This window comes from Sinorhizobium sp. 22678, assembly GCF_052044265.1.
In the GTDB taxonomy this organism is placed as follows: domain Bacteria; phylum Pseudomonadota; class Alphaproteobacteria; order Rhizobiales; family Rhizobiaceae; genus Sinorhizobium; species Sinorhizobium meliloti_A.
The window spans coordinates 70469-95352 of the sequence record NZ_JBQEMS010000022.1 but is presented as its reverse complement, the minus strand read 5'-3'; the positions used below and the strand labels follow the sequence as shown (position 1 = coordinate 95352).

At 55.3% G+C, this 24884-nt stretch carries 20 protein-coding genes, 2 pseudogenes and 1 other annotated feature; of the genes and pseudogenes, 8 read left to right on the top strand and 14 right to left on the bottom strand.

The window, feature by feature from the left end; translation table 11 throughout:
* The 3 genes from ACTJKL_RS25610 to ACTJKL_RS25600 form a co-directional block, all read left to right on the top strand.
* A partial coding sequence (locus tag ACTJKL_RS25610) for a DUF5372 family protein (RefSeq protein WP_440854088.1) occupies positions 1-367 on the top strand: 367 nt, incomplete at its 5' end.
* 123 nt (positions 368-490) lie between these two features.
* Positions 491-952, top strand: a complete 462-nt coding sequence (locus ACTJKL_RS25605; protein ID WP_130521527.1) for a helix-turn-helix domain-containing protein — start codon at positions 491-493, stop codon at positions 950-952.
* A gap of 286 nt (positions 953-1238) precedes the next feature.
* Complete coding sequence (locus tag ACTJKL_RS25600; RefSeq protein ID WP_440854089.1) at positions 1239-3338, top strand: recombinase family protein; 2100 nt, start codon at positions 1239-1241, stop codon at positions 3336-3338.
* Here ACTJKL_RS25600 and tnpB read toward each other — a convergent pair.
* The 5 genes and pseudogenes from tnpB to ACTJKL_RS25575 all read right to left on the bottom strand — a co-directional run bounded on the left by tnpB (position 3246) and on the right by ACTJKL_RS25575 (position 9166).
* Complete coding sequence (gene tnpB / locus ACTJKL_RS25595; RefSeq protein WP_440854110.1) at positions 3246-3569, bottom strand: IS66 family insertion sequence element accessory protein TnpB; 324 nt, start codon at positions 3567-3569, stop codon at positions 3246-3248. The genes ACTJKL_RS25600 and tnpB overlap by 93 nt on opposite strands.
* Positions 3566-3916, bottom strand: coding sequence for a transposase (locus ACTJKL_RS25590; RefSeq protein ID WP_241605988.1), 351 nt, complete (start codon positions 3914-3916; stop codon positions 3566-3568). Before ACTJKL_RS25590 ends, tnpB begins: the two co-directional genes overlap by 4 nt.
* Positions 3917-4039: 123 nt before the next feature.
* Positions 4040-4708 (bottom strand): annotated as a pseudogene (locus ACTJKL_RS25585) (ISL3 family transposase); the annotation flags it as partial.
* Positions 4709-5026: 318 nt separating this feature from the next.
* Entirely contained in the window at positions 5027-7237 is a 2211-nt protein-coding gene (locus ACTJKL_RS25580) for a methyl-accepting chemotaxis protein (protein ID WP_427142550.1), read from the bottom strand.
* 894 nt (positions 7238-8131) lie between these two features.
* The gene (locus tag ACTJKL_RS25575; protein ID WP_024899825.1) at positions 8132-9166 is read right to left on the bottom strand and encodes an extracellular solute-binding protein; all 1035 of its coding nucleotides are present in this window, start codon (positions 9164-9166) and stop codon (positions 8132-8134) included.
* Positions 9167-9689: 523 nt separating this feature from the next.
* On the opposite strand from ACTJKL_RS25575, the pseudogene ACTJKL_RS25570 reads away from it, so the two are divergent.
* Both ACTJKL_RS25570 and ACTJKL_RS25565 read left to right on the top strand, forming a co-directional pair.
* A pseudogene (locus ACTJKL_RS25570) lies at positions 9690-10888 on the top strand (IS3 family transposase).
* Positions 9974-10076, top strand: a sequence feature (AL1L pseudoknot). It overlaps the preceding pseudogene by 103 nt.
* Positions 10889-11180: 292 nt before the next feature.
* Positions 11181-12257 (top strand): IS630 family transposase, encoded by a 1077-nt coding sequence (locus ACTJKL_RS25565; RefSeq protein WP_064334252.1) that lies wholly within the window; start codon positions 11181-11183, stop codon positions 12255-12257.
* Positions 12258-12650: 393 nt separating this feature from the next.
* Here ACTJKL_RS25565 and ACTJKL_RS25560 read toward each other — a convergent pair whose 3' ends face one another.
* The 9 genes from ACTJKL_RS25560 to ACTJKL_RS25520 all read right to left on the bottom strand — a co-directional run bounded on the left by ACTJKL_RS25560 (position 12651) and on the right by ACTJKL_RS25520 (position 20816).
* Entirely contained in the window at positions 12651-13346 is a 696-nt protein-coding gene (locus ACTJKL_RS25560) for a TetR/AcrR family transcriptional regulator (RefSeq protein WP_440854109.1), read from the bottom strand.
* Between the two features lie 160 nt (positions 13347-13506).
* Complete coding sequence (locus tag ACTJKL_RS25555) at positions 13507-14541, bottom strand: extracellular solute-binding protein (protein WP_440854108.1); 1035 nt, start codon at positions 14539-14541, stop codon at positions 13507-13509.
* Positions 14542-14572: 31 nt separating this feature from the next.
* The gene (locus ACTJKL_RS25550) at positions 14573-15373 is read right to left on the bottom strand and encodes an ABC transporter permease (RefSeq protein ID WP_440854107.1); all 801 of its coding nucleotides are present in this window, start codon (positions 15371-15373) and stop codon (positions 14573-14575) included.
* A complete protein-coding gene (locus tag ACTJKL_RS25545; protein ID WP_440854106.1) occupies positions 15366-16271 on the bottom strand; it encodes an ABC transporter permease in 906 nt (301 codons plus the stop codon). Before ACTJKL_RS25545 ends, ACTJKL_RS25550 begins: the two co-directional genes overlap by 8 nt.
* A gap of 2 nt (positions 16272-16273) precedes the next feature.
* Complete coding sequence (locus ACTJKL_RS25540) at positions 16274-17389, bottom strand: ABC transporter ATP-binding protein (RefSeq protein WP_243016884.1); 1116 nt, start codon at positions 17387-17389, stop codon at positions 16274-16276.
* A gap of 133 nt (positions 17390-17522) precedes the next feature.
* On the bottom strand, positions 17523-18155 hold the full coding sequence (locus ACTJKL_RS25535) for an isochorismatase family protein (RefSeq protein WP_035209864.1): 633 nt from the start codon (positions 18153-18155) through the stop codon (positions 17523-17525).
* Positions 18156-18216: 61 nt separating this feature from the next.
* Positions 18217-19245 (bottom strand): 2,5-dihydroxypyridine 5,6-dioxygenase NicX family protein, encoded by a 1029-nt coding sequence (locus ACTJKL_RS25530; RefSeq protein ID WP_024899993.1) that lies wholly within the window; start codon positions 19243-19245, stop codon positions 18217-18219.
* A gap of 26 nt (positions 19246-19271) precedes the next feature.
* The gene (locus tag ACTJKL_RS25525) at positions 19272-20054 is read right to left on the bottom strand and encodes an alpha/beta fold hydrolase (RefSeq protein WP_440854105.1); all 783 of its coding nucleotides are present in this window, start codon (positions 20052-20054) and stop codon (positions 19272-19274) included.
* Positions 20055-20066: 12 nt separating this feature from the next.
* A complete protein-coding gene (locus ACTJKL_RS25520; protein WP_024899995.1) occupies positions 20067-20816 on the bottom strand; it encodes a maleate cis-trans isomerase family protein in 750 nt (249 codons plus the stop codon).
* A 538-nt stretch (positions 20817-21354) separates the two neighbouring features.
* Here ACTJKL_RS25520 and ACTJKL_RS25515 point away from each other — a divergent pair.
* The 3 genes from ACTJKL_RS25515 to nctB all read left to right on the top strand — a co-directional run bounded on the left by ACTJKL_RS25515 (position 21355) and on the right by nctB (position 24786).
* The gene (locus ACTJKL_RS25515) at positions 21355-21762 is read left to right on the top strand and encodes a Rid family hydrolase (RefSeq protein WP_024899996.1); all 408 of its coding nucleotides are present in this window, start codon (positions 21355-21357) and stop codon (positions 21760-21762) included.
* A gap of 283 nt (positions 21763-22045) precedes the next feature.
* A complete protein-coding gene (locus tag ACTJKL_RS25510; protein ID WP_024899997.1) occupies positions 22046-23443 on the top strand; it encodes an aldehyde dehydrogenase family protein in 1398 nt (465 codons plus the stop codon).
* A gap of 29 nt (positions 23444-23472) precedes the next feature.
* Positions 23473-24786 (top strand): (S)-6-hydroxynicotine oxidase NctB, encoded by a 1314-nt coding sequence (gene nctB, locus ACTJKL_RS25505; RefSeq protein WP_064334256.1) that lies wholly within the window; start codon positions 23473-23475, stop codon positions 24784-24786.
* Positions 24787-24884 lie beyond the last annotated feature (98 nt).

Genomic DNA, 24884 nt, shown 5'->3' with positions numbered 1-24884 from the left:
TTGTACCTTATCTGAGAATGCAGCCCCTTCGGGCGCAGATCAGCAGCTAGTGCTGGTTACCCATCAGTTTCATCCTCTTTTCGGCCGGCAGCTGCCCTGCGTTGGGAAGCGAGGTAACTTGCAGGGCGACCGTCTGCTTTTGCAGACCGAGGATGGCGCCATATGGCCGCTTCCCCCTCAATGGACTGATCTTGTGAGCATTGATCCAGAAGTTGTCGCGAGCAATGGGCGCGCGCTCTTGCTGGTTTCGAACTTGATGGAACTAGCCAGCATGGTGGAACACCTCTGTGGCAGGTTGGCAGCGGAGTGTAAGGATAATTATGCCGCTAGTGTAAACCAGATTATGCCGCAAGAGGCCCCGCAATGAGCCGTAAATCCTATAATATCTGCCAATTTCTGGTGACACAATGTGGGATCGCTCTTGATTTAAACGAGAATGGCGGTATAAATAGATTTACATTAATACTCGATCTTGCACCCGGAACCTACAATGCCTGCGAAGTACGGCGGCAAGCGATCAAAGATGGATACCCTCCTCGACGAGGGCACCTTCAATCCAAATCCCGAGAAGGTGCGCGACCCGAAGTTCCAGGGAAGCGAGTTCTTCGATCCGCACGACGCCGTCCAGGTCAAATACGAGATGCTGCGGCGCGTCTCCATCGACAATGTCTCGGTAACGGACGCTTCCGACGAGTATGGTGTTTCCAGGCCAACCTACTACCAGGCCAAGGCAAACTTCGACACGAGTGGGATTGCCGGACTGGTACCGGCAAAGCCGGGACCCCGCGGTCCCCACAAGGTCGACGACGAAGTCCTGGCATTTCTCCAGGCGAGGTTGGTCCCGGGCGAGCCCGTTCGTGCGCGCGAACTCGCCAAGCTGGTCCGCAACGAACTCGATGTCGCACTTCATCCCAGGACGATCGAGCGGCTGTTAAAAAAAACGATCCGCTAGACGTTGCCACGGCATCGGCATGTTCATTGCCGGCCACCGCGGACCAGTACGAGGTGCTGCGCAGCGCAGCTCTCGGCGAAGTTCTGCCGCTCAAGGCCCGTAGCGGCCTCATGCTTTTTCTGCGCCGCGGCATGTGGGGATGGGCCCGCGCACTGCCTGCAGCGGCATGCCCTGATCAAGGCCAGTTTTACCTGTCATCGGCCATCCGACCGGCGCACGGCGACCTCAGCGCCGTCGTTCATGTCCTGGCGACCATCGCCATGAGCATCCACCAACGGAGAGCACCATGAATCTACACCTCAAAGTCCAGTCTCATCACCGTGAACGCAGCGCCTACCTCTACATCCGCCAATCTTCGATGCGGCAAGTCATCGACAATACCGAGAGCGCCATGCGCCAATATGCGCTTCGCGGCCGTGCTATCGCCCTTGGTTGGCGCGAGGAGCAGATTATCGTCATCGATAATGATCAAGGCGAATCCGGCGCATCGGCGGTCTGGCGTGAGGGATTTCAGCGGCTGGTCAGCGATGTCGGCATGGGGCATGCCGGGATCGTCATGGGCCTGGAGGTCTCTCGTCTGGCGCGCAACAATGCCGATTGGCAGCGGCTGCTCGAGATCTGTGCTCTCGCCGATACCCTGATCCTCGACGAGGACGGCGTCTATGACCCGGGTAGTTTCAACGACCGGCTCCTGCTCGGCCTCAAGGGAACAATGAGTGAGGCCGAACTGCATGTGATCAAGGCACGGCTGCGCGGCGGCATCCTCAATAAGGCCCGGCGTGGCGAGTTCCGTTGCCCCCTCCCGACCGGGCTGGTCTATGACCATTCCGGCAACGTGACGCTTGATCCGGACATGCAAGTCAGAGAGACAATCGCCCATTTCTTCGAGACATTCTCTCGCGTCGGATCCGCCTCCCAGACCGTCAAGGCCTTTCGTCAAGAGGGCATTCTCTTTCCCTCCCGTCTGCACGGCAGCCAGACGGTTTTCCGGCCACTGACGCCTTCGACGGCGATGCGCGTCCTGCACAATCCACGTTACGCCGGAGCCTATGCCTATGGACGCCGTCGCTATAGACGAACCATTGATGGCAAGAAGCTCGTGCGCAAACAAGGTAGTGACGATTGGACAGCATGTATTCCAGATGCCCATCCCGGCTACATCAGTTGGGAGCAGCATCAGGAGAACCTCAGGATTCTAACGTCGAACATCTGCCATAAATGGAACGCGGGGGTCGCATCACCTCCGCGCGAAGGCCCGGCGCTGCTGCAGGGGCGCGCCGTGTGTGGGCAATGCGGCAGGCATTTTCACATGCGCTATGCTGCCCGGCGCGGCCGGCAGGAAGCCTGGTACGTTTGTGATCGCGCCCGTACCAATCGCGGTGAACCCTTATGCCAGGCGATCGCCGCGCCTCCCATCGACGAAGCCATCGGCATGCTGATCGCAGAGCAGATGACGCCGGCCGCCGTCGAACTGGCGCTCGAAGTCCGCAAAGAGATCGAAGCGCGGCATGAAGAGGCGGACCGGCTGCGCTGTCGCGCAATCGAGCGCGCCCAAACGGAGGCCGATCTCGCCCAGCGCCGTTTCATGCTCGTCGATCCCAACAACCGCCTCGTCGCCGACACGCTCGAAGGCGAATGGAACGAGAAGCTCCGCATCTTAGCCAATGCCCGCGAAGAGCGCGAGCGCGGCCAGGAGCACGATCAATTCATCCTTGATAAGGCCGTCCACGAGCGCTTGGTCGCCATGACGGCGGACTTCAAAAAACTCTGGACCAATCCAGAGACCCCGAACCGCGAACGAAAGCGCTTGCTTGCCCACATCATTGAGGACGTTACCCTCCTCAAACTACCGAAGAGAGGCACGACCAAGGCTCATATTCGCTTCAAGGGCGGTAAAACCCAGACACTCGTCACCATCAGCCCAAAATCGCCCAGCCAGCAGGTCAAGACGAACCCCGACGTCATCCAACTGATCGATAAACTCCTCGACGATCATATTTTTTCCGAGATCGCAGAGATTCTCAACAATCAGGGATACCGTCCGGGCTCGGTGACGCGCCGTGACCAGCGCAACGCCCGCTTCACAACCAAACGCGTCACCTACCTCGTTCGCGAATACAAGCTGAGATCGCGCTATAACCGGCTCCGGGATCGTGGAATGTTGACAAAAAAGGAGGCGGCTGCGCACCTCAATATCCATGAACATACCCTCGCCAGATGGGCTGAACATGGCCTCGTCACCAGCCATGCTTACAACGGACACTACCACCTGTACGAGCTTCCGAAGACAGATTTACCGCAAAAGCAATGCAGTCGATGGAACCAGCTCGTCGATCGCGTCGCCGCCCATAAGGAAAATGCCAGACACGCCAAAACCTTCAACTGAACCCGAAAGAGAGATGCAGTATGAATGCAGATCGTTGGCGTAAAGACAAACACCGGAGCCATCCCACCATACGATCTTGATCCGGTCTGCTCGTTTCGCCCGGAAGACATAGAGAGCTCCGTTGAACGGATCACTGCCAGCATCGCGCACCAACGACAGCAGGCCGTCTGGCCCCTTACGGAAGTCGATCGGATGGCTCGCAAGAAAGACTTTTACGTTCGACGGGATCATGCCGACCGCACCGCTTTGATTACGCGACGGAGGTGTGCTTCATCGGCATCCACGCCCGCCCGGACAACGACGTCGCCGATAATGATCTCGATGGCCGAGTTGGTCGCGATTACAGATCCCATCTGGCTTTCGGCCAACGCCGATGGCTCCGGGGCGCTCTCGGTCACAAGTTCTCGCCGCCACCTATAGAGCTGCGAGGGAGTTATGCCGATCCGTCGTGCGATCGCCGAGATGTTCACTCCAGGTCGGCATGCCTCCTCAACGGCCTCAAGCTTGAACTCGTCGGACCAAAAACGGCGCAACTGCCGGGGAGCCCCCTCAAGTCGATCCGTTACGGCTTCAATCATATGGATCATTCTAGGGCTAGCCGCAGGCGTAGACATAGATCCTCACAATCAGAGAATATCACATGCTTGAAGCCATAGCCTGATGGTCATTATCCCTGCCAGATGGGGTTTGCTTGCCGCTTACGCTCGTGCGACGGCCTTCGCATATCCACCGCCACGGTCTCTTGCGACGATCTCGATCTGGGGCTGCTGGATCAGCCAGGCCTCGGCGGTCGCCTGTTCCCTGTCGGGCAACAATGCGATTGCCCTTCGGCGTTCAAGATCGCAAATGATGGTGCCGTATCGATGATTGCGTCGCCAGGCCCAGTCATCAATGCCGATGACGCTCGGTGGTATCGGCGCAGGACGGTCGTATCGGCGAACGGTTCGCAGCAGCGTGTCATTGCTCACCGGGAATCCGAGACGATCTGCAAATCGGGCCGCCGGGCGACCACCCAATGCGAGAGCAAGATGGCGAACCAGACAGTCCAGGCGTGCTGTACGGCGAGCCATGGGGCGAATTACGTCGTCACCAAAGCGCTCGGCGAAAATCTTTCGGCGGCAATTGCCGGCACTACAGACGAAGCGTCTGACAGTCAGGTGCAGCTCGATCCGCCGACCCGCACACGGCAGGTCGACAAGCCTCCGAGGATAGCGACTATGAATGCGCCGGGAGACGGTTCCACAGTGGGGGCATCTACATTGTTCTGACCGGCCAGATGCTACGACAACAATCGCGCCGGCCGCATCGTGCACTGCTTCAACGTTGAATTCGGCCGGGATCAGATCGGAAAGTCGAAATCGGGTCCGCATGGCGGTGATTCTCCAGAGAAAACCACGCCAATTGAAGCCTAAACATCATCGAGATTGAGTCAGAGCCAAGATTGGACGCCGATAAGGGGTCAACATTCCGCGCCGATTGACAGTGATCACTCCATGCGTCGACAGTCGGTAGACATAAGCTTGTCCTCAAGCCTGTGCTTACTGCTTATGCCGACTGTCCGGTCTAATTGAGGCACTTCAGTTTCAAGGGGCAATTCCAGATGTCAAGCTGGTGACCCTCGCCCCGTGAAAAACTTGCACCGGAGCGCGACCGGACTTGTATCTGAAACCATGCGAACCGGCGAGAACTCAAGCCACACGACGCTGCGGGATTTGTTCTTCCTTGCCGCGATTTTCAGAGAAATTGAATCGATTTACCGCTTCACTCAAGAGGCGCGCTTCATCTCGAAGCGATACACTTGCCGCAGTCGTTTCCTCAACCATGGCTGCATTTTGCTGTGTAACCTGATCCATCTGGTTTATCGAGCTACTGATACTTTTCAGGCCAACGGATTGCTCGTCCGCTACCACAGAGATTTGCCTTACATTCTCATTTATTGCTGTGATCTGCGCTGTGATCCTGCTCAAAGCGCGGCCGGCTTCTCCGACAAGTCCGACCCCCTCTTGTACCTGCATCGCAGACGAATTAATCAGCACTTTGATGTCCTTCGCTGCTGCAGCTGACCGTTGGGCTAGTTCACGTACTTCCTGAGCGACGACGGCAAAGCCTTTCCCAGCCTCACCCGCACGTGCCGCCTCTACGCCAGCATTCAGGGCAAGGAGATTTGTTTGGAATGCGATCTCATCAATGACGCCTGTGATACGGGTAATCTCCAGCGACGATTGGCTAATGCTCTCCATCGACTGGACCGCGCACTCGACAATATCGCCAGTCGTAACTGCATCCTTGGTGGCAGCGCTGACGCTTGACGCAGCAGCGGAAGCTCTCGTCGCGCTTGCTTGGACCTGTTCCGTAAGTTCTGCCATCGCGGCGGCGGATTCTTCTAAGCCTGCCGCTTGCATTTCAGTCCGTCGCGCCAAGTCGGTCGCACTTGAGCTAATCTCCTCTATCCCTGCGTTGATATGACTTACGCCCCTGCCAACCACGCGGATTGTCTCTTCTAAGCTGGACAAAGCCGAGTTGAAGTTGACCCTGAGCTCGGCATATTCACCTCGGAACTCTTCCCGAATTCGGCAGGTAAGGTTACCCTGCGCAAGGTCCTTCAACGCTTCCCCGACCACACGCACTACGAGGCGCTGTTCTTCAAGCGCGTCCGCGCGAGCGGCCTCGGCGGTAGCGCGCTCACGCGCGTTTGCCTCTCTCACATTAGTCGCCTCTGTTTCCGCACGCTCTCCTTGGATGAGGGCATGGCGTAGCTTTTCCAACGCGGTTGCGACCGCTCCCATCTCATCCGATCGACGTGTATCTTTGGTTGATTCACTATAGTTCCCAACGGCCAACGCTTCCACAACTTTGACCAAACGCCCAATTGGACGGGCAAGCATTATTCTTGTCGTAACAAATAAGACGAGCGCTATTATAAATACTACAAAAAAGCCTGCCGAGACCATTAAGGTAATTTGTTCGTTCACCGCAGAGGCAATTACCGAAGTCGGAACGTCGACGCAGACAACCCACCGGACATTCAAATGCGGCACTTCGAAAGGAAGTAGGACGCGGGTGTAATTGACCCCATCGACCTCAACGTCTTCTACAATTCCAGTTTTCTGCTCGGTGATCGCCTCGGACAGTTCCTTTTGGCCTAGTCCATCATAATTCTTTGTTGTTTGGTCCGCACTGGGCGCTACGATCCACCGTTTTGCCTGGGAAATAACATATACTCGCCCTGACCCGAATGGCCTTTGTGCGCCAAGCTTGGCGGATAGCGCCGTTAGGTCTACGTCCATACCAGTCACACCAATAAGGCGATCTGCACTGACGACTGGATACGAGATCGTGGATAAGAGGAAAGATCCTTGCGCGTCGACCCAAACGTAGGGCTCCGTTAGGTGGCCCTGCCGGGACTTGGAAGCTACGTGGTAGTATTCAGCGCTATAATCGAGGGCGACTGGTGCCATCGATAGAGTCCCGCCGGGCTTTGTCCACGTAGGCGAAAACGCGCCATTACTTGCTGATCCAAGCGTCGTGTTTCCCTTGAACTCTGCCGCCTTTCCGTCAAAAGCGTTGGGCTCTTCCATGAACCAGCTGCTGAAAACGATAGTGGCTTGCGCTGTAGCACGTAGCATGTCGATCACCGCAGCACGATCAAGATAGTCTTTTTCTCTGCCTTGGCCGATCAAAGCTGCCATCGTGGATGTCGGAGCCGATAACGCTGTCATTTCCGCTGAAATGTCATTTGCCAATTTTGCAGCTTCGAGTTTAGCCTGCTGGACGGTCAGATGCTCTATCCGGCTCTTCGTAACCAAAACAAGGATAGCATTTGATAATACTAAGACTAGGGCTATCGCGGCAGCAGTAACAGCGATTAGCTTCAAAGCAAGAGACCGTTTCGTGCGCATTTTTGTAACCACCCCAATCTAATGAGCGAGAGTTTCAGTCAAACCAAGTCTAGCATTCTCCGCACACCGGTCGACCAGCACGTCTTGTTTGCCAATCGTGCGGAGGACAGCCGTTGCGTGCACCGAAGGAATAAAATTGCGCATCTACTTGTGACATCGATAGTCACGGATCAATACAAGGCCGTTGCATGGAACAAGGCGCGTCCGTTTCCAGGTGCACGACCTGTCGTATTCGCTTCCGGCGTCCACGCTCTTTTTATAACATGGAATAATTATCGTCGAGTTAAGACGAGACTCATTAGTTCGCTCAATCCTGGCAAAAGCCGCAGCGCCCCGACGTATTTATGAAGGTACCGGGTGAACCTGTTCCGAGATTAACAGACGCAAAACCGGTCCGACGCTGTGGATAGCGACTGATGGCCGTCCGCCGGTCTTCGAAGGACGATTAATGCGCGTGGCGTTATTGCGCACAGGCTTTTGACGACCGCGTTTCAAATCATGCGCAACGAGCGCCTAGCGCCCAGCGGGGCGGTTGCTAATGGCAGGAAACCGCATCGTTGATGACATCCCTACTTCCAGATGATGTATTGGCGAACAACGCAGGACTTGTCCGCTCCGCTTCGGAAGAAATGAAGATTACGAGCCGAAATACGCTCTCTGACAAAGACAAACCCCAGCGAATGACTCCGGGATAAAGTTCAGTTAAGATTCATTGGGCAGTGACGGCCACCCTAAGGTCTAAGAAACCTAATCAATTAGCCAAGCGATACATTGAAATATAGTCGAACCCGCAGGAAGAGAGGAAGAGAGAAACCGGGCGCTGTTGATTGTATGCATTTGGCGAGCAAATTGCACGCCGGGTTGCTGTACCGGCGTGCTGCGAAGACTCGATGTCTACATTCTAACCTCTGACCAAATCGCGCCATACAGCTTTTGGATCGCGGGTGGGCAGGTCGTAGCCCAGTATCCCGCGCCTTTCAAATTGTCCGGAATTAGAAACTCCGGCGCTGAAGCAATTCCGCTCTTCATGAATTGATCCGAGCCGTCAATTCCATTTGCAAAGTTGGTGAAATCCGACTCAAGAGCGATGTTCTGCGGATCCATAATGAAATTGATGAAAAGCTTCGCGTTTTCCAAGTTTGGGGCGCCGGCTACAACGCCAATGTTATCCATCCAATACGGGAAGCCTGTTTGCGGGTAACCAAACGCGATATCTTTGTTCTGCAAGCGCTCCTGTAGAGCAACTCCATTCCAATCAGCCGATGCAGCGTAATCGCCTTTGATCATGGGTTCACGTGTCATATAGTCCATAGAGATCCAATGCTTCTTCGCCTCGAGAAGCTTATCCCTCACCTTCATCAGAAGGACTTTGTCATCGGTGCAAAGCTCTTTCCCGCCCAGATAATGGATCGCGAGCCCCATTATATCCAGCATTTCGGGCTGTACGTTGATTTTCCCCTTAAGTTCGTTTGGCGGATCAAATATAATCGCCGCTGTATTTATATCGCCTTGATATACTGACGTGTTCACACTGACTCCGACGACATTTATGAGCCATGGTGCTGTATATGCCCGACCCGGATCAAAAGGCACATCCACCCATTGCTTATTCACGTTTCGAAAGTTTGCCATTTCATTTGGATTTGACCTAAAAAGTAACCCCTCCCTAATGAAAATCGGGGTGTATGTAGATGCTCCAACAAAAAGATCGAACCCATGTCCACCAGCCTTTAATTTTGCCAAGGCGGTATCGTTTGTATCGTACTCCGAGATTGTAACCTTTACGTTGTATTCACTCTCGAATTTTTTGATCATTTCTGCGCTTGTGTAGCCACCATACGTATAAATGTTGAGTTCTCCATCCGCGTAGGCAACTTCACTTGCGAGGACTGTCGTCAAGGCAGCGATCAAGGCGGTTTTGGTTATCATGATATTTCCTCCCTATTGGCGGATGTCACCTTACACCGATCACAGGGCTAAGAAAAATTAATTAATCCAAATAGGAATTTTTTGGTCGGCCCGGGTCTCGCATTGGACGCGTCTGCCGAAAGTCTGATGCCAGCCGGCGCGGCATCTTAATCTGAAGATCAAGCAGTTTGAACTCGCGTCGGAGGATAACGAGCCTCTTGCGCGGAAGCCGATGCCTGCTACCCGCAGTGGGATGACGCACTTGGTAGACCGAAGCGCAGACCTCTGCCGGATGGCCCGCAACCAGAGCCGTGTTTGCGCCGAACCTCAGTTTAACGATCTACTGCCACGTCATTCCTCAAGGTGGATGATAAGGTGGGTGCTTCGTCTTGCAAAAGAACCTTTCGACTGTGTTGCACTGCCACATCGCGGCTTTAGAGAGGCCGTTGGTGGAAGTGCTTTCCGACCGGATGAAGACGCCGCTATCGGCGAAGTGAAGCGCCCCGGCTTTGCTGGAGACCCCAACTCGTGAGAAGTAGGGTCTATGACAAGCAAGACGACGAACAAATTTTCTCCTGAAGTCCGCGCCCGCGCTGTTCGAATGGTGGTCGAGCATGAAGCGGAGCATCCTTCGCGATGGGCGACTGTGTCTTCCATTGCCGCCAAGATCGGCTGCTCGGCACATACGCTCAATGAATGGGTGAAGAAGGCCGAGGTAGACAGCGGCAAGCGTGCAGGTTTGCCGAGTGACGTTGCCGAGAAGATGAAGGCTCTGGAGCGGGAGAACCGCGAGCTTCGTCAGGCGAATGAGATTTTACGCAAAGCCTCGGCGTATTTTGCCCAGGCGGAGCTCGACCGCCCACTGAAGCGATGATTTCCTTCATCGACGAACACCGTGTCGATACCGGATCAATACTCCCCAGAAGTGCCGTTTGAATCTTCCCCAGTTTAGCGTTGCCGCCGGTCTTCCGGGGCGCCCGGAGCGACATGGCCATGAAGATCGAGATACGCCGGGTGTTCAACGAGGTCTTCCAGGTCTATGGCGTGCGGAAAGTCTGGCGACAGTTGCAGCGAGAAGGCTTCGATGTCGCTCGCTGCACCGTCGCACGGCTCATGAGAATGATGGGACTTCAAGGCATCATTCGCGGCAAGCCAGTCAAAACCACCGTGTCGGACAAGTCCGCTCCATGCCCACTCGACCGGGTGAACCGACAGTTCTTCGCTCCAGCGCCGAACATGCTGTGGTTATCCGATTTCACTTATGTCGCGACCTGGCAGGGCTTCGTTTACGTGGCCTTCGTCATTGATGCCTTCGCCCGCCGCATCGTCGGGTGGCGGGCAAGCCGAACGGTCCATGCGGCCTTTGTCCTCGATGCCCTCGACCAGGCACTTCATGATCGGCGGCCCGTCCATCGCGGCGGACTGGTTCACCATTCCGATCGCGGCTCGCAGTACGTGTCCATTCGCTATTCCGAGCGGTTAGCGGGCATCGAGCCTTCCGTCGGAAGTGTTGGCGACAGTTATGACAACGCTCTCGCCGAAACGATCAACGGCCTTTACAAGGCCGAGGTCATCCATTGACGGGGACCGTGGCGCAACTTCGAAGCCGTGGAGTTCGCCACGCTCGAATGGGTCGATTGATTCAATAACCGCCGCCTTCTCGAGCCAATCGGAAACATTCCGCCGGCCGAGGCGGAAGAACGATACTATGCCATGCTGGACGCACCGGCTATGGCCGCATAACTTAAACCAAACGGTCTCCGGCAAAGCCGGCGCGGTTCAAAGGCCAGAGAGAAGGCATCGTCTACAATCGCACTCTCATCGAACTGCCCGCCCCTAGGTGTCCACCCGCTTTGCGTCTCCCTGTCTCTTAATCCCTCTCAATCGAGTGGTACCACCGCTGGAGTTTTAACGCGGGGTCAGGCTAGGTCATGCAGCGAATTCTGGGTCCGAGCGAAACATCCTAGTGGATTGATCGCGACAAAAGAGTCCGATTTTGGATTCCCATCGGTTGTCGAATGTGCGACGGTCCAGCATGCGCTCCGGTATTGCATTTGACGTCACAGCCGCCGACAGGGCCCGGCTCGAAGCCATCGTTGCCAACCGCGGTTCGCCGCAGAAGCATGCGTGGCGAGCGAAGATCATCCTGATGAGCGACGACGGCTTGGGAACGGTGGCCATTATGGCGGCGACCGGCAAATCGAAGACCTGCGTCTGGCGATGGCAGGAGCGGTTCATGGCCGAAGGTGTGGATGGCCTTTTGCGCGACAAGAGCCGCCCGCCCGGCATCGCTCCACTCGATCCGGCACTGGTCGAGCAGGTGGTCGCGCTGACGTTGGAACCGCCCAGGCAGGAGGCCACGCACTGGAATCGCGCGATGGCAAAGGCCGTTGGGATCGCGGCCTCTTCCGTCGTCAAGATCTGGCACGAGCATGGTCTTGCGCCGCACCGCTGGCGCCGCTTCAAACTGTCAAATGACAAGGCTTTTGCCGAGAAACTGCACGATGTCGTCGGGCTCTACGTCTCGCCGCCGGCCCATGCCATTGTCCTTTCCGTTGATGAAAAAAGTCAGATCCAGGCGCTCGACCGGACGCAGCCGGGCCTTCCATTGAAGAAGGGTCGGGGCGGCACGATGACCCATGATTACAAGCGCCATGGCACCACCACCTTGTTTGCTGCCCTCAATGTTCTCGACGGCTCGGTGATCGGCCGCAACATGCAGCGTCACCGGCATCAGGAGTTCATCCGTTTCCTCAACGCGATTGAGGCGGAACTGCCGAAGGATAAGGCCGTCCACGTCATTCTCGACAACTACGCGACCCACAAACAGCCGAAGGTCCGCGCCTGGCTGGCAAGGCATCCGCGATGGACATTCCACTTCGTTCCAACATCATGTTCATGGCTGAACGCCGTCGAGGGCTTCTTCGCAAAACTGACACGCCGACGGTTGACGCACGGCGTCTTCCACTCCGTCGTCGACCTGCAGGCGGCCATCAACCGGTTCATCAAAGAGCACAACCAAGAACCGCGCCCTTTCGAATGGAAGGCAGATCCCGAGGAAATCATTGCCGCCGTCAAACGGGGGCACCAAGTGTTGGAATCAATCCACTAGCGTCCGGAATAGTCACGGCGACGACCGAAGATGTGATTGGGCCGACACCTGGAACCTAGAACAGCCGACTTGGGACCGGAGCTGAACGACCAACCTTCGCCAGCTTCGTCTAATTTTTATCTATCTGCTTGATCAGGTTACCCATTGACTGATCAAGCTGTTCAAAGCATAGCGAGTATGTTCCGGCACCGATGATCGGCATTAAGCTTTCGAGGTGATCTCGGCCTTGCCCGGAGATAATAAGAATTCTGCAAGATGGTATCCCTCCGGCGTGAACCGCCTTGCGAGGTTCCGCGTCTCCCGTGAGTCTGCGCTCTTAAGAGTGGACTTAGGAGCGCATTGAGAACCCAAAACTGGACAAAGCTTGGGGCCAAGATCACTTCCAACGCCAGTTTAATCCGGCACAGGCGCTCTGAGGCCGGCGGTCAAGAACGCCGTTAGGTGCTTAAGCATCTCGTCTTTGCCGACTACACCTAGTTGACCGTCAGTTAGATCGTTCAACCGACCAAGATCATTCAACATGAACAGATAAGTGCCAACCAAGAACGCCATGCGTAGGCTGATAATGTCCTTCGGTACATCAGGGGTGAGGAGAGCTATCTCGTTGACAAATCGCTTAACGGATGAGTCGTAGACTTCGCGGCGGAGGCGAAAGGAATGCTCAGCCGGTTCAGCGTGAAGACGCGCCTGCAATCTGACGAACGCGGCACCCGCAGGGCCGCTGTGTTTCATCTCCCATTGAGGAGCGAGATAAGCGAGCACGATGTCCTCGACGCGCAAGCTCGTCGGACGGGCGAGCACCTCGTCAAGCAGTACATGGCGCCTCCCCGATAGCAATGCCCCGCGCCGACGATAAACCTCGTCGAACAGGTCCTCTTTGCTGCCAAAGTAGTACCGGATAAGAGCTTGGTTGACACCAGCTCTGTTGGCAATATCGCGCATTTTCGAGCCAGCGAACCCTTCGTCTGCGAAGATCAGTTCGGCAGCATCTAAAATTAGATCTCTATAATCAATCCCAGGCTTCGGCCGCCCAGGTTTGCGCCTTCCCTTGGAGGCTTTCGCTTGTTGTAGCATCACTTCTCCGCCCATTCGATGCACCAAAGTATTAGTGAATTAAGGATGCGGATAATTAATTAACGGGGGAACGCGCCTAAGACAATGGGTAGTTGGCAGATCAGCTGTTACCCAACGAGCAACTGATTTATCGGCAGACCGCACGAAGCGGCCTGCCGACTCAAGTTTCCGCGGGCTACATTTTCAACTCTGTCCAAATCCTGCCATAGATTTGTTGAATTTCGGGAGAACAGGTCTCATTCCAGTATGAAGGACCAGCCAAATTCTCCGGCACCACGAATTCAGGTGACGTGGTCATTTCCTTATCCATGTACTGCTCTGAGCCGTCGATGCCATTGGGGTACTTGATATAGTTTGACAACATCGCCGCGTTTTGGGGATCCATCATGAAATTCATAAATAGCTTGGCGTTGTCGATATTTTTCGCATCAGCGAGAATAGCAAGGTTATCCATGGCCAATCCATAGCCGGTTTGGGGATAGCCATATGCAATGTCGGGATTGCGCTGCCTTTTGATAAAGGCCGGCCCACCCCAGTCACTCGTCACCGCAAAGTCACCCTTTACCATCGGATCGATAGTATTGTAATCCATGGAAATCCAATGCTTTTTTGCTTCCAGCAGTTTATCACGGACCTTTTGCAGAAGGGCTTTGTCGTCGGTGCAAATCTTGTCGCCTCCAAGGTAGTGGATCGCCAGGCCCATAACGTCCATCATCTCGGGAATAATGTTGATCTTGCCCTGTAGTTCGGCGGGAGGATCAAATAGCAGCGCCGCCGTGTTGATGTCGCCCTTATAAATTGAGGTATTTACGCTAACGCCGACCGTTGCCCACTCCCAAGGGATACTATACTCGCGGCCGCGATCGAAACTGACATCAATCCAGCGCTTATTAACGTTCTTGAAATTCTCGAGCTTGTTAGGTTCGGACTTCAACAACAAGCCCTCTTGGATGAAAATTGGGATATATGTGGATGCTGCGACGATCATGTCGAAGTCGTTTCCACCGGCCTTCAGCTTTGCCAGCGCCGTATCGCTACTATCGTACTCCGAAAATGTCACCTTGACGTCGTATTGTTCCTCGAATTTCTTGATCATCTCAGGGCTCCAAAGATCTCCCCAGCTGTAGATGTTCAAGATACCTTCTGCGGAAGCCGGAATTGATGTGAGTAGCACCACACCTGCGGCGATTGAGACTGCCATTCTATTCATGTCTGTTCCCTTTCTGTTTATGTTCATTTTATTACTTGCGCTGTCGCCCAAGTAAATAAGTCGCCACGACGAATAATATAGATACAAGTATTAGCGCCGTGGAGATTGCGTTGATTTCAGGTGTTACTCTTCGCCGGAGCTGGCCGAGCATATATGTGGGTAGAGTTTCTTGCCCGGCGGATTTCACGAACTCTGTAATGACTACGTTGTCGAGCGAAATGACGAAGGCGAGCATCCAGCCAGAAAGGAGGCCCGGCCAAAGCTGTGGCAGTGTGATGTGTCGAAAGACTTCCACTGGCCGGGCGTAGAGATCTGCACCGGCCTGCTCCAAACTCAAGTCCATCCCCTTAAGCCGCGCTCTAACCGGCATGTAGGCGAACGGAATGCAGAATGCTGAATGTGCGACGACAAGATAGAGCATGCCCGTGTAACCAGTGGTCACTTTTAGCACCGAAAAGAAGCTCAGCAGCCCGACCGCGGTCACTATTTCCGGGACCATTAGCGGCTGATTGACCACAGCAAGTGCCAATCCTTGTCCTTTCCACGGACGCGTTCGGGTAGTCGCTAGGGCGAAAAGAACCCCACTTGCCGTAGCGACGGTTGCGGCGACAACTGCGAGTGTCAGAGAACGAGCAGCCGCCTCCTTTACTGCCGCGTTCTGCCATGCCGATGCGTACCAGCGGAACGAGAATCCCTCCCAGATGGAAAGAGCCTCGCCCGCATTAAAAGAGTACATGATCAATAGCACGATGGGCATATATAGTATCAGGAAGCATAGCATCGCTACTAGGTTAATGCCCGGCATATGACGAACGTTGAACGTTTTAGCCATTGACGCCCTCCTCCTTTTCCGTGGCACGCACGAAGACGATCATCGCAATTCCGACGATTATTAAGAGGGTCAGCGAAAGTGCCGAGCCGAGCGGCCAGTTGCGGAGTGCACTGAACTGCATCCCAATGAGGTTGCCCAACAACAGTTGTTTTCCTCCGCCAAGAACTGTCGTTATGACATAGTCGCCGAGACAAGGGATGAGAACCAGAACCACGCCGGCGACGACACCAGGCTTAACAACAGGCAAGATTATTTCGCGCATAATCTGAAATGGCCGGGCATACAAATCGTATCCTGCCTCCACTAAACGAAAGTCGAATCGCTCCATTGATGAGTAGATAGGAAGCACCATAAGCGGCAGGTAAACATATGTCATACCGAGCATGATCGCGGTCTCGGTATAGAGTATTTGGACTGGCGAACTGATTATTCCCAAGCCGACGAGCACGTTATTGAATACGCCCTCGTTCCGGATCAGTTGCATCATTGCGAAGGTCCGAATGAGCATGTTTGTCCAGAACGGCAACATTATCAACGTCAACCAGAAATCGCGGCGATGCGGTGGGCGAGTCGCGATGAAGTAGGCGGCAGGAAAACCAAACAGAAAAGTTAGGAGCGCAGTCATAATCGAAAGTTTTATTGACCGCCAAAATACCACCAGGTGTTCCGTCGCCCAATTGACTTCGTTAGTGAAGAAATCTCGCTTTAGGACGACATTCACCCAGCTCTCGGTTGAGAACGTCCAGTCGATCCCTCCGTATTCCCCGGGAGTGAGGAAGGAATAGATAGTTATCAATACGACGGGGATGATTGCGGCTAGGAGAAGAATCAACAATGCAGGTGTAATCAGAAGCGCTTGCGGCTTTGATATGGTCGGTCGTTTCACGGAGGGATGCATGGTTAGTCTCCCAGAATCTGGGCCGCGCCGTCACGCAAGCGGATGCCGACGCGATCGCCAACAGAAATAGCTTCGGTCGACGAGTCTGCATTTTGCGTTCGCGTGACAAAAACTCCGCCTTCGCGCACGCGGACGTGATATGCGGTACCAGTGCCAAAATAGACAATGTTCATCAACTCGCCGTCGAGATGACCAGCCCCAGCCGGGACGATCTCAGCATGTTCTGGCCGCACCGCCAGCGTTACCGGGCCAGCGCGCGACCCATCCTTCGGTGCTCGCGCTCGCAATCGTATACCTGGTTCGAATTCGATACAGGCGTCCCTACCGTCAACAGAAGATAAATTGACTGGAAGGAAGTTGGTTTCGCCTATGAAATCGGCAACGAAGCGATCTGCCGGTTGATCATATATTTCTCGTGGCAGGCCGATCTGCCGGACCTTACCGGCACTCATAACCGCAATACGGTCCGACATCGTCAGCGCCTCTTCCTGGTCATGGGTGACGAAAACGAACGTAATGCCGGTTTGCGTTTGCAGGCGCTTGAGTTCGATCTGCATTTCCTTGCGTAGCTTGAAGTCCAGCGCGGATAAGGGCTCGTCCAAAAGCAGAACCTTCGGGTGGGGAGCCAGGGCACGGGCCAGAGCGATGCGCTGCTGCTGCCCGCCAGATAACTGGTTAGTCAACCTGTCGGCCATGCGGGTCATCTGCACAAGTTCCAACATTTCCGCGACAGTTCTAGCAATCTCATCCTTTGGCTTACGCAGCATTCGCAGTCCGAAAGCAATGTTCTGCGCGCAGGTCATGTGCGGGAAGAGGGCATAGGATTGGAATACAGTGTTTACAGGTCGTAGATACGGGGGTTTGTTGATCAGATTCTCCCCGTCGAGCGTCAATGTACCGCTCGTAGCGAAGTCAAAGCCGGCGATCATACGAAGTAGCGTCGTTTTCCCACAGCCAGACGGTCCAAGAAGTGTGAAAAATTCGTTTTTTCGGATCGTCAGGGATACACTATCCAACGCTGTGTAGGCGCCTGCCCCCACCCCGTAGACCTTGCTCACATCTTTGATTTCGATCATATTCCACCCAATTTGCTGCGTTCCCGGAACGTTTTTTGTCATCAAGGCGTCCACAGTGCGTGTAACACCTCTCATTTTAGCGTTTAAGCATACACCCTATCGCGCCATTTCAGATCATTTCAGCCCTAATAGGTGTTTGTACGGCGCACATTCATTGCATAGCGGGTGCGGCGATCTAGCGATGCGTTCGTAGAGAGCCCAGCCAATTCATGACGTCGACAGCATCGGTCACATCGGCGTATTTTTGCTGAATATCGTACAGACTTGCATCATGCGGTGACTGCGCCCGATCGGCGCAACAGTCGCGCGGCACCAGAACGTTGAAGCCGGATTGAACAGCGTCAACGACCGTTGCCCGCACGCATCCTGACGTCGTTGCCCCCGTTACTACGACGGTATCGACACATGCAGCCGTCAGTAGCGAGGCAAGTGAAGTGCCGTGAAATGCCGAGGCACCTTTCTTAGTTAAGATCAGATCTTCCGGTCGAACCCCGGTAGTTTCATCGATCTCGACCAGACGGCTGCCCTCAAGCAACGCCGACATACCCGACGCCTTCCTGAGCCAGGCAACGTTACCCACCTCACTTGGATGATATGAGATTGTAGTAAAAATCACGAGATATCCAGCGTCGCGCGCAACATCCGCTATACGGCGCGTCATCGCGATCTCGGTGCTCATATCAGCCGCAGTTGGGTACTGTTTATCGGTGAACCCGTACGTGAAATCGACAATCACAATCGCGGGACGCGAACCCCGCTCCACTGGTCGGCCGAAACCAGCCGCTTCGTATACTTCTTCCTGCGACATCGCGCGTCTCCTACTGTGTCCGAGATGCACCGCATTTTGAGGTGCATCTCGGACTTGATCTTTATCGTTCCATTTTCATGTCCGGCACGACGATATCCCCATCGATGACGATCGGTGCGTCATCAAGGAAGAGCGAGCAGTTGCGCATCGGGATGTCGAGGTGGCAGTGTGTGTCGTTTGGACCGCCAAGCTCGTTATTAGGGCCGGTCGAGAACATAACGTTTCCGTAGAACGAACGCGGCTCCATGCCCATGCCGCCTGGAAAGGCGCCCGGCACGAAGTTATGCCATTTTGCCTGGGGGTTCATGCCCCAGCCGACATGGCTCATGCCGTAACCTTTCGGATCCGCGAAAGACTGCATGTAAGACTTGACGATTTCGGCATCGAGGCCGCCACGGATGTCGGTGATCCAGCCCTTCTCGATTGTGTAAATGATGGGCTCACGCACATAGGTGTTTTGCGGCAATAAGATATCGCCCGGCGCGACTACGATCTGGCCGTCGACGCCATCGTCGTCGCCGCCGGTGAAGACAAAGCCAGACGGCCAGTGGTCCCACCGGCCTGGTTGGTCCGTGCACGCGTACTCCGTGATCGTGGGATAGGTGTTCAGCTTGTATGTAACGTCGGTCCCGTGCTGCGACGTGATCCGCATAACCTTGGCTCTCGAGAGGATCTCGCCACCAATTTCCACCTTCTCCCGCAGTTCCTTGTAAGGAAGCATGCGAGCCAGAAGTTCAGGCGGCTCAACCGCTGTCAACACGCGCGTACCGGCGGCCTGGATCGCCATCTGCTCCGGTGAGAACAGCAGGAAGATGCAGTCGATCAACATGTCGCAGTTCTTGAGGGCCTCAACGGCATCTGGCATCGCGGCAAGGCCGGTGACGCCAACATTCCAGCCACCCGTCGGCAAGGGCGCCGGCAGGCGCATGTGGTACATGTTCGCGCCAAGACGTTGGCCAGCGGCAAGAAACGCATTTGCATAGTCCAGTCGTTCATTGCCCTGCGTGAGCACGACAAGGCGCTCGCCGTCGCGCACGCCGGACATCTTCAACTGGTGGAGGCAGATTTCGGTGAAACTCGTGTGGTCCATTGCTCAGAATCCCTTTTTTTTGAAAACTATGCTGCAAAGTCCATGACTGCGGCGAGAAAGCCCTCCAGGTCGTCCCACGGGATCATGTGCCCCGCGCGCTCGACCGTTCGCACCTCGACTGCCGGTACGAGGCGCTTGATCTCCTCGACATCGGCCGGCTCTATAACCGCTGCACCGCCTGCTACCACCAGGCGCATCGGTAGGCGGAGCGCAGGCAGATCGGCGTGGATGTCATCGGAGTGAAATCCGTCGAAGGCGGTGCGGATCGCGTCCAGTTGGCAGGTGTGCAGCCACTCGGCACGAAGGGCGAGCTGTTCTTCGCTCCAGCTCGGACAGAAATGTTTCATCTCCTCCGGCGAGCAGCCGCGCTGGGCGAGCAGGATCGAGTCCTCGTACCAGCTCCATGATGCCGGATAACCCCGTCGGCCTGGCCCACTGACGGGTGGATCGACCAGAACCAGCCCCGAGAAGCCCGACGGACACATGCGAGCGGCACGTATCCCGGTTCGCGCGCCCATCGAATGCCCGAGCAGGATCGGTCGGTCGAGGCTCGCCGCTTCAGCGACCCGAACGGCGTCCTCTGCCATGGCATCGAGCGAGAAGTCGAGCGCACCGCCTTGTGACAAGCCACGCCCACGCACGTCAAGCACATGCACGTCGAACCTTGCGGCCAGCCGTTCGGCCACAAAGCCCCAAGTGATGGCCGGCGACGTGATGCCAGGAATGAGCAGCACCTGCGGTCCCCGCCCCTCATAGTGGAGCAAGTGCTGGCGAATGCCGTTTGCGTTAACGTTGTATCCCCGAGCCAATGCGCCCTCCCCTTAATAGGCACCGGAAAGCAGCGTGCCGCCACCCGGAATGCGCGTCTCGAGGTCGAGCGCCTTCAACAGCGACCACGTGGTGGCGATCGCCGCCGTCAAGACCGGTTTACGAGTCACCGCTTCCGCTTCGGAAACAGCCGCAAGCGAGGGCATCTGAACGCAGGCGGACAGCACGATGGCATCGACATCGCTCGTGTCCATCGAACGGACAATGCCGGGCAGCTTCATCGGATCGTGTGCGGCCACCGCGAGGTTGTCGGAAATTTCGAGCGCGCGCCATACGCTGACCTCGATGCCTTCGTTGCGGATGTAGTCCACGACGAGCTCAGTGAGCGGCTTCATGTAAGGCGCGACGAGCGCGATCTTCTTCGCGCCAATCGCCTTGATGCCCTCGACCAGCGCTCCGGCCGACGTCACCACCGGCGCCGGATTGCCGTTGTCGACCGTTGCCTTGTGCAGGCGCTCCTGCGACTGGCGATGATAGCCATGCCCCATTGCCATGATTGCTACCAGACAGGCATAACCCATCACGTCGACGCGCGCATCCGACAGTTCGAGCGCACACCGGTCGCTGTCCCTGTCCATGGCCTTCAATTCCTCGGCGGTTACATGCTTCATCCGCATGCGAGACGAGTGGAACGTGAAACGCTCTGGCGATACGAGCTCTCTGGCTCGCAACAACGCGGGTATCTCGGTTTCCATCGTAATGTTGGAGCTTGGAACGATCTGACCAATACGAAAGCGCTTCATTTGCAGGCCCCTTGTTTCGAGTAGGTTTCACCACATTAATTATTCAAAGAAAGAATTACAAGTCAAAAGTGGTTTGGGCCCATGAGGGACTCGACGCTTACCAAACCCACTGCCTGCGCCTTAAGCTCTAGTTTACCGCTCTTCTCACGTAACGTATTGTTTTCACCTATTTTTTGTCTGGATATGTGATTTCGCCGCGGGTGATAGAGCCGCGGCATGGAGTCGCCACTCGGGCCACAGAAAGCCGCGGTGCCTTGATGACACTTGCCACGCATTTCAACTTAATATACCCTTGAATAATTACGTTCGAACCCACCTTGTTGGGGAGTGGCGGCGCGAGAGTGGCTGCTTAAGCGGCATCCGCGAGGCTATTCTCCAATCCGAACGCCCATTTGCATGGACGGTGATCCTTTTTGCACTGGAGGAAGTGTTAGGCGCACAGTTCGGAGCCGAGATTTGGAGGGGGCGCTGTCTTTCATGTCGGCGAAGAGCGTGAAATACGCGCGTTGTGCGTGAGAGCCAAGAGGAGGTCAGAAATATGAAGCCGCAATTTTTCCACAGAATACCCGAGATGGAGAACGGTTATAGCATGTCCCTTGCCGTAAGGGCGGGCGACTATGTATTCATCGGCGGTTTGACAGCCACCGATAACGCAGGGAATGAACTATTTGCCGAGGACGCCGGTTCTCAGATGAAACGTATATATGAGATACTCGGAGAAGTGCTGCGAGAATTTGGTGGGACGCCTCAGGATATCGTAAGTGAAGTAATATTTTACAATGTTGGCGCGAAAGAATATACTGAACAGCTCTTTCCCCATCGGCAAGCATTCTATGGGCAACAAGGCCCCTCGGTTGTTGGCATGCAGGTGGTCGGTTTTATAAGCCCAGCAATTCGTGTGGAGACCACAGCCGTCGCATACCTGCCACGGTCGCGCGAGCCATGAACTAGCAGCGCGTTAGCCCCGAGGAGCGCCCGGCCCATCGGACGCCAGCGATCAGTTTTGTCAATGCTCTGGCCGCAGTCCGCTAGAAACAAGATCACGAGCCGCCTGTGTCGTCCAAGTTAGCGGCGACTAATTCAGCTCCATTTTGGTGCGTACCTGCAAAGGGCTGCCAATAGATCAAAGTCTTTCGAGATGCAGTCTCGTCAAAACGGGCTTGCTCCAGCTGATCGGTACGCCTGCCCATCTATAAGCCCGCCAAAAAGTCCAATAGGAGGAAAGAAAGGTGACAAACTTCAACATGCTAATAAACGGCCGTCTAGTGCCGGGTACCGGAGAAATGCCGGTCATCGACCCGTCCACTGCCGAAATGTTTGCGACAGCACCCTACGCCAGCACCACACAACTCGAAGAGGCTGTGAGATCAGCAAAGAACGCCTTTCCTGATTGGGCCGCAACATCGTTAGAGACCCGCCGCGCCTGCTTACTTCTACTGGCGGACAGGCTAGAGCAGGAGGTCGACTACTTTGCGCGGCTTCTTACGCGTGAGCAAGGTAAACCTCTGGCGGAGGCGACGTATGAGGTCGGCGCGACGATCCGCGGCATCCGCTATTTCGCAACGTACGAGACCTCACCGGAAATACGCAGCCATACGCGGGGCAAATATGAACTGCACCGCGTTCCGTTGGGTGTGATCGCTTGCGTTACGCCGTGGAATTTTCCGATGCTTCTCGCCAGCAATAAGTTCGGTGCCGCCCTGATCACCGGAAACACCGTGATTTTGAAACCTGCGCCGACGACGCCGCTAACCTCGCTAGAGCTGGGGCGACTTGCCGAAGGTATTTTTCCGCCCGGCGTCTTCAACGTAATCTCCGATCGAAACGATCTCGGCGCAAGACTCACCGACCACCCGGATGTTGCAAAGATCTCGTTCACAGGCTCTACAGCAACGGGCAAAAAGGTGATGGCTAGCGCTGCCGGCACGCTAAAACGGGTAACACTCGAACTCGGTGGGAACGATGCAGCAATTGTCCTGGACGATGTAGACATTGATCAAGTCATCCCCGGGTTGGTCTCCGCGGCATTTCTTAATGCCGGCCAAGTCTGCGTCGCGGCCAAGCGCATATATGTTGCAGGCTCGATTTATGATGAATTTGCCGCGAAGTACGCAATCGCTGTGCAAAAGCTGAAACTTGGCTGCGGCCTGGACGAGGACGTCAACCTTGGCCCTCTCCAGAACCTCGAGCAGTTCGAGAAAGTCAAAGAGTATCTCACCATTGCGGAAAAAGATGGCATCATCATCGCTGGCGGACGGGTAGCCAACAGACCAGGATACTTCATTGAGCCGACGGTCGTTCGCGACATTACGGACGGCTCGCGGCTGGTGGACGAGGAGCAATTCGGACCAGTGGCGCCGCTGATTTCCTTCACCGATGATGACGACGCCATCAGCCGCGCCAACGCGAGTCCATTTGGTCTCGGTGCGTCGATTTGGACCAGCAATCTTACGCGCGCGCGCGCACTCGCCATGAGATTAGAATCGGGAAATGTTTGGATCAACCAACACCAGGCACTCGCTCCGGATATTCCCTTTCCCGGAGCTAAGGAGTCCGGAATTGGACTGGAAGCCGGGCCGGAGGGTTTTCACGAATTCACACGCGTACAAATCCTCAACGCAGCTTAACTCATAAAAGTCGACGCAGGAGAAAGCACATGACAGAAAAGATATATGATGCAATCGTCGTAGGTGCCGGGTTTTCCGGTCTAGTTGCGGCACGGGAACTGTCGGCACAGGGCAGGTCGGTGCTGATTATCGAAGCCCGTCACAGACTTGGCGGCAGAACGCACGTCGTAAATTTCCTGGGTCGTCCCGTCGAGATAGGCGGTGCCGGCGTGCATTGGTGCCAACCGCACGTTTTCGCTGAGATGCAGCGCTACGGCTTCGGATTTAAAGAAGCTCCCTTAGCGGACCTGGATAAGGCTTACATGGTATTCGCGGACGGCCAAAAAATCGATGTGCCGCCTGCAACTTTTGACGAGGAGTATACCACCGCGTTCGAGAAGTTCTGCAGCCGCTCACGAGAGTTGTTCCCGCGGCCGTATTCGCCTTTGGACAATCACGAGGTCTCCAATCTTGACGGCGTGTCTGCCCGTGATCATCTCGAATCCCTTGGGTTGAACGAGTTGCAGCTAGCCTCCATGAATGCGGAGTTAACGCTTTATGGCGGCGCCCCAACCACTGAACTTAGTTACCCGAGTTTTGTTAAGTTCCACGCGCTTGCCTCTTGGGACACGATAACCTTCACTGACTCAGAAAAGCGATACCACGTGCAAGGCGGCACAAATGCACTTTGCCAAGCGATTTTCGATGACTGCCGCGCAGACTCTGAGTTTGGTGTGCCTGTGGAAGCTGTCGCGCAGACGGACAACGGTGTCACGGTGACTCTTGCGGATAAGAGGGTGTTTCGCGCGCTCACATGCGTGCTTACCTTACCGACCAAAGTTTACGCAGATGTTCGTTTCGAACCACCACTACCACCCGAAAAGCGCGCATTTATCGAACACGCCGAGATGGCTGACGGTGCGGAGCTTTACGTCCATGTACGCCAGAACCTTGGTAACACATTCACTTTCTGTGATGACCCTAACCCATTCAACGCTGTGCAAACTTACGCATATGATGATGAACTTGGGACGATCCTCAAGATCACGATTGGCCGGCAATCGTTGATTAACCTCGAGAATTTTGACGCGATTGCTGCCGAAATACGCAAAATCCACGGCGACGTCGAGGTACTTGAAGCGCTACCATATAATTGGGCAATGGATGAGTACGCCCGCACGAGCTACCCCGCCATGAGGAAAGGTTGGTTCTCTAGATACAAGGACATGGCAAAACCGGAGAACCGTCTATTCTTTGCTGGCTCTGCCACTGCGGACGGATGGCATGAGTATATTGACGGTGCGATAGAGAGCGGAATCCGAGTCGGCCGGGAAATTCGGCACTTTATGAAGGCGACCGCTTAATATTTATGCCTGGGCTCCGTGCTTGACGGAGCCCAGGCATAAGGGCCCCACTCTAGAAGGTCCCTATTTCATCTTGCGTTAACGTGTCACATTCTGCA